The 12,676-nt window shown below is 40.3% G+C and carries 11 protein-coding genes; 5 read left to right on the top strand and 6 right to left on the bottom strand.

The features are described 5' to 3' along the window. Positions 1 to 6: 6 nt before the first annotated feature. From LXL81_RS02670 to LXL81_RS02660, 3 genes are all read left to right on the top strand, one after another. Positions 7 to 723, top strand: coding sequence for a LytTR family DNA-binding domain-containing protein (locus LXL81_RS02670; protein ID WP_234645157.1), 717 nt, complete (start codon positions 7 to 9; stop codon positions 721 to 723). A gap of 194 nt (positions 724 to 917) precedes the next feature. Then, entirely contained in the window at positions 918 to 1,604 is a 687-nt protein-coding gene (locus LXL81_RS02665; protein ID WP_234645156.1) for a DUF5683 domain-containing protein, read from the top strand. Positions 1,605 to 1,811: 207 nt separating this feature from the next. Then, on the top strand, positions 1,812 to 2,837 hold the full coding sequence (locus LXL81_RS02660; RefSeq protein WP_234645155.1) for an LLM class flavin-dependent oxidoreductase: 1,026 nt from the start codon (positions 1,812 to 1,814) through the stop codon (positions 2,835 to 2,837). A gap of 160 nt (positions 2,838 to 2,997) precedes the next feature. On the opposite strand, the gene LXL81_RS02655 is transcribed toward LXL81_RS02660, so the two are convergent. The 4 genes from LXL81_RS02655 to LXL81_RS02640 form a co-directional block, all read right to left on the bottom strand. Next, entirely contained in the window at positions 2,998 to 3,777 is a 780-nt protein-coding gene (locus LXL81_RS02655) for a DNA-formamidopyrimidine glycosylase family protein (RefSeq protein ID WP_234645154.1), read from the bottom strand. A gap of 71 nt (positions 3,778 to 3,848) precedes the next feature. Next, positions 3,849 to 4,988 carry a VCBS repeat-containing protein gene (locus LXL81_RS02650; protein WP_234645843.1) on the bottom strand — a complete coding sequence of 380 codons (1,140 nt, stop codon included), beginning with the start codon at positions 4,986 to 4,988 and terminating at the stop codon, positions 3,849 to 3,851. Positions 4,989 to 5,084: 96 nt separating this feature from the next. Beyond that, positions 5,085 to 7,952: a PVC-type heme-binding CxxCH protein gene (locus tag LXL81_RS02645; RefSeq protein ID WP_234645153.1), complete on the bottom strand. Its 2,868-nt coding sequence runs from the start codon at positions 7,950 to 7,952 to the stop codon at positions 5,085 to 5,087. Positions 7,953 to 8,209: 257 nt separating this feature from the next. Beyond that, positions 8,210 to 8,470 (bottom strand): DUF3072 domain-containing protein, encoded by a 261-nt coding sequence (locus tag LXL81_RS02640; RefSeq protein WP_234645152.1) that lies wholly within the window; start codon positions 8,468 to 8,470, stop codon positions 8,210 to 8,212. A gap of 218 nt (positions 8,471 to 8,688) precedes the next feature. Here LXL81_RS02640 and LXL81_RS02635 point away from each other — a divergent pair, with 218 nt between their 5' ends. Then, positions 8,689 to 9,150, top strand: coding sequence for a hypothetical protein (locus LXL81_RS02635; RefSeq protein WP_234645151.1), 462 nt, complete (start codon positions 8,689 to 8,691; stop codon positions 9,148 to 9,150). A gap of 73 nt (positions 9,151 to 9,223) precedes the next feature. Beyond that, the gene (locus LXL81_RS02630; RefSeq protein WP_234645150.1) at positions 9,224 to 9,631 is read left to right on the top strand and encodes a hypothetical protein; all 408 of its coding nucleotides are present in this window, start codon (positions 9,224 to 9,226) and stop codon (positions 9,629 to 9,631) included. 158 nt (positions 9,632 to 9,789) lie between these two features. On the opposite strand, the gene LXL81_RS02625 is transcribed toward LXL81_RS02630, so the two are convergent. Further along, a complete protein-coding gene (locus LXL81_RS02625; RefSeq protein WP_234645149.1) occupies positions 9,790 to 12,117 on the bottom strand; it encodes a DPP IV N-terminal domain-containing protein in 2,328 nt (775 codons plus the stop codon). A 276-nt stretch (positions 12,118 to 12,393) separates the two neighbouring features. Further along, the gene (locus LXL81_RS02620; RefSeq protein ID WP_234645148.1) at positions 12,394 to 12,573 is read right to left on the bottom strand and encodes a hypothetical protein; all 180 of its coding nucleotides are present in this window, start codon (positions 12,571 to 12,573) and stop codon (positions 12,394 to 12,396) included. Positions 12,574 to 12,676 lie beyond the last annotated feature (103 nt).

The following is a 12,676-nucleotide window of genomic DNA, read 5'->3' as shown; positions in this document are numbered from 1 at the left end:
ACACCAATGACTATTTTCAATTGCCTGATCGTAGATGATGAGCCTATTGCAAGGGATATTATAAAAACCTATTGCGGGCATTTGCCTTATCTGAACATTGTGGCAGCAAGTGGAAATGCATTAGAAGCAAAAACAATACTTCATAAGCAAAAAGTTGATATTTTATTTCTGGATATCAACATGCCGATTATGGATGGTATATCATTTTTAAAAACATTAAAAAATCCGCCGCAGGTAATTTTCACAACGGCTTACAAAGAATATGCCCTGGATGCGTTTGACCTTTCCGCCTGTGATTATCTGTTGAAACCATTTTCCCTGGAACGTTTTATTATTGCAGTTGACAAAGCCACAGAAAAATTACAAAATCAGTCAGTGCCAATTTCTGAAAATAATGATGTAAAAACTGAGGATTTCATTTTCGTGAAAACGGATGGAAAAATCTTCAAAATCCTTTATTCAGATCTGCTTTATGCAGAAGCTAATGGAAATTATACAAAAATCGTAACAGCGCAATACACCCTGATGCCCGCTATGACTTTTTCAACCATTGAAGAATTACTTCCAAAGTCGCTTTTTCTACGTATCCATCGCTCGTTCATAATTAATAAGGCAAAAATTGATCACATTGAAGGAAACCGTGTTTTTATAAATAATATCGAAATACCGATTGGTGGAAATTACAGAGATTTATTTTTTAAACAATTGGGATTTTCGTCGTGATTATTCTGATAAATTCTGCCTTCCCAAAAATCGTATGGCTCCTCTCCATCCATATCATTCTCATAAATAAAGTTAAAAGGCTGTAAATTGAATATTTGAGCAAAACACTATTGCTACATTTAGCGCAAACAAAAGGAAAACAGAAATCCCCTTTTGTCAAATATTGTTTTGATAAACTCAAATTATTAGCCGTTATGAAAAAGTATGTTTTGCTATGGATACTATTACAGGTATCCAATTATCTGTTTGCGCAGGGTCTAAAAGAGCGTGTTGAAAATAAAAACACCGGGCTTTCAGCCAGTTTCTCAGTATCTGATTCTTCCAAAAAACACAAATTAAAATTTACGCCGGTCCCCAAAAAAGCAGCAATTTTTGCAGCGATTTTTCCATCTGGCGGACAAATCTACAATCGCGATTATTGGAAAGTCCCACTGGTTTTGGCAGCTTTGGCTGGTGGCACATGGACAGCCATTTATTGGAGAGTCCGCTATAAAGATTTTCTTGCGGGGTATCTGTCATTTCACGATTTTAGCCATACGGATAGCAGTAGTTATGGTCAATTAAAAGACGGCCTCAACGCTGATTCCAAGTTGCCGGTATTTTACAGAGGAGGAATTTTAAACGGTGAACGTAATGCAGCGAGGCTTTACAATATTAATCAGGTGCAAAAAGTGAAGGACGAATATCGACGATATTTTGAAACATCTGTTGTCGTCACAGCTGCAATTTACGTGCTTGCCATTATAGAGGCTAATGTGGCTGCACATTTAAAAACTTTTGATATTTCTGATGACATCAGTTTTCGGGTTGAACCCAAAATGAGTCAGCCATTGGTTAAACAACCAGTCCCCGGAATTCGGCTTGTCTTTTCATTTCATTAGGTAATTTATTTTCCTTCAAACAAACTTTTTTTGCTTTTTTTAAATTGACAAATAATTTTGGAACGATTATTCAACTATACCCGTTTTTATTTTGTGAAATCATGTAAGTTATGAGTTTACAACATGTAACATTTAGTTACTTACTGACTCAATCAACAGATTATGAATGTCTTTCGTAGACTTTTAAAAAATAAAAAAGGCTTATCCATGGAAACAAAAGAAATAAAAAATATAGCATATTCTGTACTTGATCTTGCGGCAGTTATCGAAGGAAAAACGCCGGCAGATACATTCAAAACAAGTCTGGAATTAGCACAAGAAGCTGAAAATCTTGGTTACACACGTTACTGGCTGGCAGAACATCACAATATGATCAGCGTTGCAAGTTCTGCAACGGCAGTACTTATTGGATACATTGCCGGCGGAACTTCTACTATCCGTGTGGGCTCAGGTGGAATTATGTTGCCAAATCATGCGCCGCTTGTGGTGGCAGAACAGTTTGGTACTCTGGCTTCTTTATATCCGGATAGAATTGATCTGGGTTTGGGCCGTGCTCCGGGAACGGATCAGATGACAGCCAGGGCAATCAGAGGTGAAAACTTCAACGCCGTTCACAACTTCCCAAGTGATATTGAAACGCTGCAAACACTTTTTTCGAAAAATAATAAAAACGGGAAAATCCGGGCAATTCCTGGTGATGGTTTAGAGGTGCCGATCTGGATTTTAGGGTCAAGCACGGATAGTGCACGTGTAGCAGCCGCCATGGGTTTACCTTATACTTTTGCCAGTCATTTCGCGCCGGCTTATTTCCTGGAAGCCATCGCATTATATAGAAAAAATTTCCGTCCGTCAATTTATCTTGACAAGCCTTATGTTATGGCTTGCGTCAATGTCATCGCGGCTGATACGGATGCAGAAGCGGACAAATTATCTACTTCGATACTTCAATTTTTTCTGGGTGTTATCAGTGGGAATCGTAAACTTTTACAGCCACCGGTTGATAGTATGGATGATATCTGGAATTTCCAGGAAGAACATGCCGTCAATCAAATGCTTGCATATTCTTTCATCGGCGGACCTGAAAAACTAAAAAACAAACTGACAACATTCTTTGAAAAAACGCAGGTCGATGAAGTAATGGCAACTTCACATATCTTTGATCATCAGGCAAGAATTAAGTCGTATCAGCTTTTCTCGCAAACTGTGCAGGAAATTAATTCGGTTGAGGCTTAAAATATTTTGATATAAAAAAGCAGGCTGTTTCAACGAGGGTTGAGGCAGCCTGTTTTTTTTATATGGTCTTTTCTTGGTCTATGTCTCCACAGACCTAAATTACAAGTCCTGTGAGGACACAGGCCAGGGAATAAATTCATCTGATTTCAATCTTTCCAAATCATGAATACAGCTCCTGCTCGTCAGTATAATAGGTGCTTTTCCCGCCAATTTTCTCATTTATAATCTCAGCTCCCGTCGGACTTGTTTTTCGTTTGCTGTTGTGAACGGCCATAAAATCACGAATTTCTCCACTGATGATATCGGGATTAGACTTTAATATTTCCTTCTCTGCATTGATCAAAACATCTTTTATAGCTTTGGCAAGCCTGGCGACAGCTTCCTTCGGAATTTTGGACGATATAGATTTAGGCGATATTTTGGCTTCCCACAAAATCTCGTCAGCATAGGCATTTCCAATCCCACCAATCATCTTTTGATCAATAATAAATGATTTTATAATAGCTCTGCTTTTTTGCAGTTTTCCCTCCAGCCATACGGCAGTCAGTTCATCCGAAAGCGCGTCGACGACATCATTCGGCTCAGGATTAAGCGTAATCTTAGCGATTTTTTGAAAATCTGTCATGGCAAGCTGATTTCCGTCTTTGAAAATGAAAGCCGCAATGGTATGCTTTGGTCTTTCCTCTTTGTCATCCTGAATCAGTTTTCCATTGAGCATCAGGTGCATACTGACCAGAGCATCTTTCCCAAAATCAAAATATAATTCTTTCCCTACACGATAAACATCTTTCAAGTGTTTTCCCGACAAAGCTGTATTAAATTCTTTTTCAGTAGCTTCGATTTTGCTCTTTTCTACAATTACAATTTTTTCCAGCTCCTTCCCTTTCAACTTTTTAACCAGGTTTTTGCTATATACTTGTAAGTCTGATAATTCTGGCATACTCTTAATTTTGTTGATGCGTAAAAATTATTATACTATTATTTCGATGCTCAAATATATTACACCACTAACTACTTTTTCGTCAAATTTTCAAAGAGAAATACACCATGTTTATTGGCAACCACAATATCCGGCTTACTGTCTCCATTCATATCTTTCACCGTTATATTTAACCCTGCACCGGAGTCACTGTCGATAACATGTTCTGTGTAATACGGCTGTTTTGTAGAATTAAACTCGAACCATAACAAAATTGGTGGATCACTGTCACCCGGATCGTGGCCATGATGAGCCAGATATCTTTTTCCGGTAATGTAATCTTTCCGCCCGTCGCCGTTCAGATCAGCCATGATCGAAGAATGGGTTTGAGCTGTTGTTTGGCTCATTAAATGTGAAACGAAGTAAAGTCTGCCTTTGGAATCCGTAATCTGTTCATGCCACCAAACGCCCATGGAATGTGCTGATGCGCTCACCACATCATTTTTTCCGTCTCCATTCACATCCATAACCTGCATATGTGAACAGGGTTCACCGAGATTTGCATTATGAAAAACCCAGTTTCCTTCTTTCGGATCCTTTTTCCCTTCAAACCAGCCTTCCATTACGGTGACATCATTTATGCCATCTTTATTCACATCGCCAAAGCCTATTCCATGAGAAAACGGTTCTGTTCCAGGGGCATTTTCCTTGCTGATCGCAAAACGTTTCCATTCCGTTTCACCTTTTTTCAAAGGTGCCTGCAACCAGATCATCTGTTTTTTTACCTTATCCCCACACAGAATATCAATTCTTCCATCCCCATCTATATCAACAAAATTGGGTGATTCATTGGTTATTCCCACACTATCAGCGATGATATGTTTTTTCCAGAAGCCAGGTTTGTTTTGTGGATTTTCAAACCAGAAACCGGGTTTTCCGGGAAAGTCAACGATGACCGCATCATCCCAGCCATCCAGATTTACATCCATTCCCAGATTTAAAAAGGAATTACTATATTCAGTCAAAGGATCAAAAATACGTGAAGGTGCCATTTCATGGCGGGTCCAGTTCGGTGCTTCAAACCAGTAGTAACCTGCAATGATGTCTATTTTACCATCCTTATTAACGTCCGCCACAGCTGCACCTTCCGAAATAAAATCGCCCGTTAATTTTGTCTTTTTAAAATCTTTTGAAGTTCCCGCCGTATAGGTCTGGGCGTATGAAATATTCATGCTCAGACTTATAAACAGTATTACAGGAAAAAGACTATGGTATTTTGCAGTGTATTCGAACTTCATGTTTACTGACTTTTTATTTCTGAATACCAATTATTTCTCCAAAACCTTACTAATCAACATCTGGCTTTCATGATTTTCATGCGAACCGGACTGTCCCAATTTTTCATTCAAATCTTTCAATACCTTTTTTGAATCGTCCGTTCCGATCGCTGCAACACGCTGAATGGTGTATGGCAAAATGTTAGGCAATTTAGATTTTTGCGCCATCTGCAAAGCTCGTTTCATATCAATGGCTGCCAAAGGTTCGGCTGCATACCAAACCATTAATGGCAAATTGTGATCGTCTTTGTCCTCAACTTTCTGTGAAAGCGCTTCGACAACATCCCAGCGTTGCGCAGGCTGCAACCGGAGCATGGCCGAAGTCAGATACAATCTCACCAGCGGTGAATTGTCATTTTGTGCCAAAGCAACAAACCGTTTTAATGTTTCGGGAGAGACATTTTTACTTTCTGTCAGAAGTTGAATTGCCCAGCTCCTTACATATTCATTGTCGTTGGTGAGCAAATCAGTAAGATCTTTTTTAGTTAGACCTTTTGTAACGTGAAGCGTCCACAACGCACGAAGTTTTCTTGTCGGATCCGGATTATTTGCCAGCATTTCTTTCAATGCTTTGTGCACTTTTTTATTCGGGCCGCGTTCCTGTAAAATCACCCGAGCCTGCCTTACATACCACTCATTTTTATTGAGCTGATAATTGACAAGCTCCATATCAGAAGCTTTTGACAAATCCACTTTTACCCACTTATCATTTTCGTGCGTAATTTTAAATATTCTGCCCATCGTTTTGTTGTGAACATCCGGATTCGGACTGTGACATTGGTTTTTGTCATACCAGTCTATCGCAAAAACAGAACCGCTCGGATCATATTTAAAATTCAGCCACTGCGACCAGGAATCGTTCATGGCCAAAAAATCATTTTTATGTGTTGCCAGATATCCTGATCCTTTTCGTTCCAGGTGATCAATATTCAGTTTTGCGCCATTGATATTATTCATGAAAATTTCATTGCGATACTCCTGCGGCCAGGTGCCACCACCCAGATAAATCATCGCTCCTGCATGGGCGTGCCCACCACCGGCTGATCCTGAACGGAAGTTCCCGGCGTGAGGACCGCGTTCTCCCACCCAATGCACATGGTCAGCAATGGTTTTGATATCATCATAAGTATAGGGATTGAAATGTTGTCCGGCCTGCCGCTGATATCGCGCGCCCTGTATGACGTGATACATATGCGGGATCACGCAAACGGTGATAAACGGATGTCCATAATCATTAAAATCGATACCCCATGGATTACTTGAACCTTCTGCAAATACCTCAAACTCATGAGAGGTTGGATGGAATCTCCAAACGCCGGCATTGATTTTGGTACGTTCTGCATCAGCAGAACCTGGTTTTCCCACATTAGAACGGGTGAAAACACCATGCGTTCCATAAAGCCAGCCATCCGGGCCCCATCTTAAATTGTTGAGTACCTCATGCGTATCATCCACGCCCCAGCCATCCAGTAATTTTTGCGGCGGACCGGCGGGTTTATCATTTTTAGCATCAATCGGGATGAATAATAAATACGGCGCAGCACCCAGCCAAACCCCGCCCATTCCCACTTCGATTCCACTAACCAGATTTAATCCTTCTGTAAAAACCTTTCTTTTATCCAGCGTTCCGTCACCGTCTGTATCTTCAAAAATCAGAATGCGGTCTTTTCCTTGTCCCTCCGGCGCAGGTACGGGATAGGTATGTCCCTCCACAACCCACAGTCTGCCGCGGGAATCAAATGTAAAGCTGATCGGGCGAATAATATCGGGCTCTGCTGCTGCCAGCGTAATTTTAAAACCTTTTGGCAGCGTCATCACTTTGGCTGCTTCCGTCCCCGAAAGTCCGGCGTTAAGGACGGGATCCAAAGGTGGTAAAACGATGATATCTTTTTGTTTCAGCTCGTTAGGAAAATCAGGGCGACTTGGATAAAATAGAAAGTCATCAAAATTGATATGCGCCCATTTGTCGTTGGGTATATATGGAATCTGCGAAATACCGGTTTCATTATCTATAATCCGGATAAAAATTTCTTTGTTCAGATAAGGCTGAAGATCAACCACAGCCGGCTGCAAAGTTGCTCTTCCCTGCCCTGTAATATGAAAAATGACGCTGTCTGTACCGGCCAGCACAAGTTCTACTCTTGTATCCTGCAAAGCTCCCCCGGAAACCCGGAAAGCTGCAAAAGGTTGGGTCACTTTAAAAGGAATGGAAGTCAGCGTTCCTGTAAGCTTATAATTTGTAGTACCACCGCTACTCAGGAAATATTTCCCCTCATAGCCTATATGCATGTCTTTTTCATGAACCGGTGACGGATCTTCTGAAAAAAGAGGATTTGTGAAAGCATCGCCGGTTGCCGTCCAGTTTGTTAAGTTTCCTGTTTCAAAATTCAGATTCAGAGGTCTTCCATCTTTTTCTGGTAACTTTCCGGCCACTGTTTTATCAGAAATCACACCTTCCACTACTTCAAAACTTCCCACCATTCCTGCTGCACGGTGGCCTGGCACCGAACAGAAATAGGTATCACTTTCCACAGCTTTAAAAACAAGACTGGTGCTTGTGCCTTTTTCTATGATCACCTTACTTTTCAGTCCCATTTTTTCCAAAGAAATGTCATGCGTCATTAGCTCACCGTTGGTGATTTTAATCCTGACACGATCTCCTTTGTTTGCTTTTAAAGTTGGGTTACGGGAACCATCCGGTGCGAAAAAGCCAAGCATGGTTGCTTCCAAGGCATAATCTCTATCAAAATGCGTGGTATCGACAACGACGGAATTTTTAGATTTCTGAGCCTTGCTGAAAGGATTGGGGACAATAAAAAATATTATCAGCAACAGAACAAGTGGACGAAATGCGGACATAATAACGGGCGGTAAAGGTGTTAGGAATTTTCACTTTCTGATTATTTAAAAAAGTGAATATACCACAGAAGTTACCCGTCAAAACGCATATAATATGTTCGTAATCAAATTACTGACTGTTATTTAATTAAAAAAATTTGAATGTATCCATATTCAATATCCAGGATAAAAATTTTCCCAACTTGCACAAAAGATAACCGGCTGCTAATCAGAGAAAAAATCTCATCATTAACAGCCGGTTATTTTAACTGGGAAAATTAATTACTTAATCCTCTGCCCGTTTTATGTTGCAGTTCATCAATGCGTTTTGACGCTTCTGCCTTACTTAAATTTTCGTCAAACTCCACACCTGCTTCGTCAGAAAGTGTTTTTAAATAAGATTGCTGTGCACCAGTCATAGGCTCAGCTCCCGTAGTCCATTCATCGGGATCCTTAACGGTATTATCGCCTTTTATTACCTGATTTTGGGTTGAAGGATTTTCATCCTCATCGTTCGATTGATTGTTTGTAGTTGCCATTTTTAGTTTTGTTGATTTAACAAAGAATATAAAAAAACTGAGCCAGCCATATTTATCAACAATTCTAATGTTTCATATAATCTGACCGGTTTCCCGATGTGGCTTTTACCCACAATTCTTCCTCAAAATTTCCTTATCACTTACCCGATCTAAAACCCGAAGCAACCATATTTACACAAACTGTGTCCATGATGTATCCTATCTTAACTTATACCAAAATGAACCGGACTCAAACTGGAATAATCTTAATTTTTCTAACGTTGCTGTTTTCAGGATGTAAAAATCCTGATAGCCCCGTTAATGAAATCATCAATGAGCCTGTTGGCGGATCTTTTTATTATGTAAAGAACCAGACAGATAAGGATCTATATGCTCAATTTCCTGTACCAACTTATGATCTAAGCATTAACAAAATGGTTGATATAGACAGCACAGTTATCATTCCCCACCTTGCAACAACAAAACTTTTTGAAGATCTTGGTAACTTCGGATTAAATCCAACGCCGTTTCATACGTTTAAACACATCAAGTTTTTCAAACTGGAAAACGGAGTGAAAACATTAGCTTTTGAATTAAATCCCATGAAAAATGATCGATGGGTTTCCAATATTCTAAGTAGAGAGGAATCCGGATATGGGCTAACGGAATATCAGCTTTTGGTGAGGAATGAAGATTTGTAATATTATCGGCAAGATGATTTTTTTGCCTTATAAATAATTTTCAGTTCAAACGAATTCGCAATTTCTATTACCAATGAAACTTAAATCATTTCTTATCTGGGTACTTTTTCCTCTTTTTGTTTTGATCGCTTATTGGGAAATTTCAGGCAGCAATAGGACTGGTATGAAACTGGCGAATTGCGAGAATGGCAGTGTTGAGACGATTCAGGAACTGAACAAACAAGTAAAAAGAAATCTTCTGAATCGGGAATTTTACCAGGTTAGTGGATACACGGATTTCGGTCCATGTTACCTGGCAAACTATAATAAAAAGTATCAACTTTTGCGTGTCGCTCTTGATCCGCCAAGTGGATGGTCAGGTCTATATAAAGCCACAACTGAGCAATTACAGCAAATCGTAGATCGAAAATTAAATGACGACCAGATACGGCAATATTTGGAAGCCTTTCCGACAGAAAATTATCCAGATGATATAGATTAAACCTGATTCTCCGATACGTATTCTGATTTTTAATGACGTTTAAAAAACAGGAAAAGATTTTAGGAAATAATATTGAGTAAAAAATTAATATTCTTTTTTAAACAAAACGGGGACAGCCGGTTATACGATTGCCCCCATTTATTAGTAAATGCATTAAATCATTTCACCGAATTTCTTGAATCCACCACATTATGCAGCTGATATTCCTTCGGCGGTTTTGCGCCTAACAAATGTTGAACGAAATAATCCCAGCGGCGTCTCATCATGTAAGGACCAAAATTCGCATAACCATGACGGCTGTTTGGGAAAATGATCAGGTCATAATCCTTGTTTGCTTTTTCCAGTGCTTCAAGAACCAGCATCGTGTTGTATGGAGGCACATTGTCGTCCATCATACCGTGCGCCAGCATCAGTTTCCCTTTCAAATTTTTGGCATATAACTGATTAGCCTGCAATTCATAATTCGATACCCCTTTTTCATTATTTTTCAACAAACCAATGTAGCGCTCACCCCAATCGTCCTCGTAATTACGGTTGTCCTGGTTGCCCGATTCTGAAATACCCACCTTGAAAAAATCAGGATATGTGAACATGGCACAGGCCGTGGCAAACCCACCGCCGGAGTGACCATGCATACCTACACGGCTGGTATCGATCCAGTTATGTTTTGCTGCAAGCTGCTTAATCCCCGAAACCTGATCAGGCAGGGTATTCTCAGCCATTTGTCCATAGTTCATATCATGGAAACTTTTCGACCGCAATGGATTACTTGTACCTTCCAGTTCGATCACCACAAATCCAAGTTCGGCCAAAGCCTGATTGTCTCTTCTGGATGCTGCAAATGCCCATGATCCAACGCTGCCGCCTTGCGGACCAGGATATATATAATCCACAAGCGGGTATTTTTTAGTCGAATCAAGTTTTGTCGGCGTATACATCAATCCGTAAACATCTGTTTTCCCATCTTTTGCTTTCACAGAAAAAGGAATTGGCGCTTTCCAGCCAATGGCTTTCAAACGGCTTACATCCGTTTTTTCCAGCTCAGCAACTAACTTTCCACTCATATTACGCAAAACAGTTACCGGCGCAACGTCGGGTTGTGAGTAGGTATCAATGAAAAAGTTTTCTGAGGTTGACAGCGAGATCGTATGAAAACCTGCTTCCGGCGTTAACAAAGTCAAGCCCGAACCGTCAAAATTGATTTTGTATAAATGGCTGAAATATGGATTACCAGACTCTTTGCCGTTAGCCATAAAAAATATCTGGCGGCTCTTTTCATCTACTTTTATCAACTGTGTTACCAACCATTCACCTTTGGTAATCTGGTTTTTTAGCTTTCCGGTCGACGCGTCATATAAATACAAATGTCCCCAATTATCCCTTTCTGAATACCAGATAATTTCCTTGCCTGCAGACAAATACCGCCAGCTGATTCCACGTTGGCCCGACTCAAACTGCGTAGCAGAAGTTTCTTCAAAAATCTCTTTTACAGCACCGGATACGGCATCAGCCATTCTTACTTTTTCATTTTTGTGATCCCGAGATGTCGAAACGAATACAAGCTGCGAACCATCCTGACTCCATGAGGCATCGTTTAACACGCCCCCACGACTGATATCATCACCCATCGTTGATCTGTGCACATCAGCAGGAATTTGCAAACGCACTACTTTTGGCGTTTCAATATTGATAATCACACGATGAAGCATAGCCACAACACTATCTCCCGGCAAAGGATATTTCCAGGCTTCCAGTTTTGGATGCCCTACATTGGTTGTTACCAGGAACATATCGCCTACTTTCCTTTCATCCTGCTGATAGGTAAAAATCTTTTTAGAATCAGGCGACCAAAGCAAAACCGGCTTGTCGCTATGACGCCAGCCTGCATTATCAGTTGCATATCCAAAATCCTTAACCCCGTCGGTTGTCAGCTGCGTAAGCTGGTTTGACGCTACATCGCGTAACCACAGGTTATAATCTTTGATCAAAACTGACTTTTTCCCATCGGGAGACAACATTTCGTTCTTCGAATCTTCGTCCGTTTTTATTTTTGCCGAGGTATCCTCAACAACTTGATACGTTTTCAAATCACATTTCCACTGTTTCCCGCCCGCTGCAAACAGGACCGACTTTTCATCTGTCGAAAAAGTGAAAGTTTGAAATGGAAGCATAAATGCGGTGTAACTCTTTCCGCTCGCAGCAGAAAGAGACTGCGCCAGTTTTGCCTGGTTAAACGCCGGCAGGCGAGTTCCTTTGAGCGCATTCACTAAAATAAATTCGCTGCCCTGAGCCGTCAATGTACGATACCAAAAACGCTCTCGTGAAATCCAGGTAGGTTTTCCGGCCACATTGTCGACATACTTCTGGGTGTTGGGCGATAAAAAACTTTCTGCTTTTTGATAGTCATCAGCTGTCAGCGTCGCTTGCTGCGAAAACGCGGAACCAGCCAGAAAAACGGGCAAAAGGATTGTAATTAATTTCTTCATAAGGGTTAATACCTGGTAATAGGATGTGAGGTAAATTATTCTGAACTGCAAAATAAGGATTTTTCAGCAGCTAAATATACGCACATGGCAAAAATCGTTTGTAAGACAATCATTTTCATCCTAATTATCAGTCCCCCATTAAAAAAGCAAAGACTATTCATTACAAATAGTCTCTGCTCGAATTGACTTTAATCATGCAAGCTCCGGTAACCTATCATCCAGGTTACAGGAATTCAGATTATACATTTTTTCATGATTCAGGTTTACGGTTGTTCCTCATTCCGGCCAGAAATTCAATAACACTTTGGCCAGAGCCTGGTCATTAATATATCCGCCAATCACAAGACTTCCGAATAAATAAACGCAATACAAAACGACTATCAATCCGATCGTTTCAGAAAGTGTTTTTCTTAGGGATTTACATTTTTCATTACCTCTTCCAGGGGTTGTGCTCATACGTTTTAACAATAAAAAGTGCTGGGTTAGTTGTTACTTTATTGCTGCCTCTGATTATTTTCGGATCACAGGCAGCAAGGTGAAATTTAATTTCAGGCAAAAA

The organism is Dyadobacter sp. CY356, assembly GCF_021440195.1.
Classification (GTDB): domain Bacteria; phylum Bacteroidota; class Bacteroidia; order Cytophagales; family Spirosomataceae; genus Dyadobacter.
The sequence above is the reverse complement of the archived record's forward strand: the minus strand, read 5'-3'. Positions and strand labels throughout refer to the sequence as shown.

Bases quoted from the DNA above. Each gene is read 5' to 3' on its own strand.
- LXL81_RS02660 (WP_234645155.1), top strand. From the start codon at position 1,812: ATGGAAACAAAAGAAATAAAAAATATAGCATATTCTGTACTTGATCTT.
- LXL81_RS02670 (WP_234645157.1), top strand. From the start codon at position 7: ATGACTATTTTCAATTGCCTGATCGTAGATGATGAGCCTATTGCAAGG.
- LXL81_RS02665 (WP_234645156.1), top strand. From the start codon at position 918: ATGAAAAAGTATGTTTTGCTATGGATACTATTACAGGTATCCAATTAT.
- LXL81_RS02625 (WP_234645149.1), bottom strand. From the start codon at position 12,117: ATGAAGAAATTAATTACAATCCTTTTGCCCGTTTTTCTGGCTGGTTCC.
- LXL81_RS02645 (WP_234645153.1), bottom strand. From the start codon at position 7,952: ATGTCCGCATTTCGTCCACTTGTTCTGTTGCTGATAATATTTTTTATT.
- LXL81_RS02650 (WP_234645843.1), bottom strand. From the start codon at position 4,988: ATGAATATTTCATACGCCCAGACCTATACGGCGGGAACTTCAAAAGAT.
- LXL81_RS02655 (WP_234645154.1), bottom strand. From the start codon at position 3,777: ATGCCAGAATTATCAGACTTACAAGTATATAGCAAAAACCTGGTTAAA.
- LXL81_RS02640 (WP_234645152.1), bottom strand. From the start codon at position 8,470: ATGGCAACTACAAACAATCAATCGAACGATGAGGATGAAAATCCTTCA.
- LXL81_RS02635 (WP_234645151.1), top strand. From the start codon at position 8,689: ATGAACCGGACTCAAACTGGAATAATCTTAATTTTTCTAACGTTGCTG.
- LXL81_RS02630 (WP_234645150.1), top strand. From the start codon at position 9,224: ATGAAACTTAAATCATTTCTTATCTGGGTACTTTTTCCTCTTTTTGTT.
- LXL81_RS02620 (WP_234645148.1), bottom strand. From the start codon at position 12,573: ATGAGCACAACCCCTGGAAGAGGTAATGAAAAATGTAAATCCCTAAGA.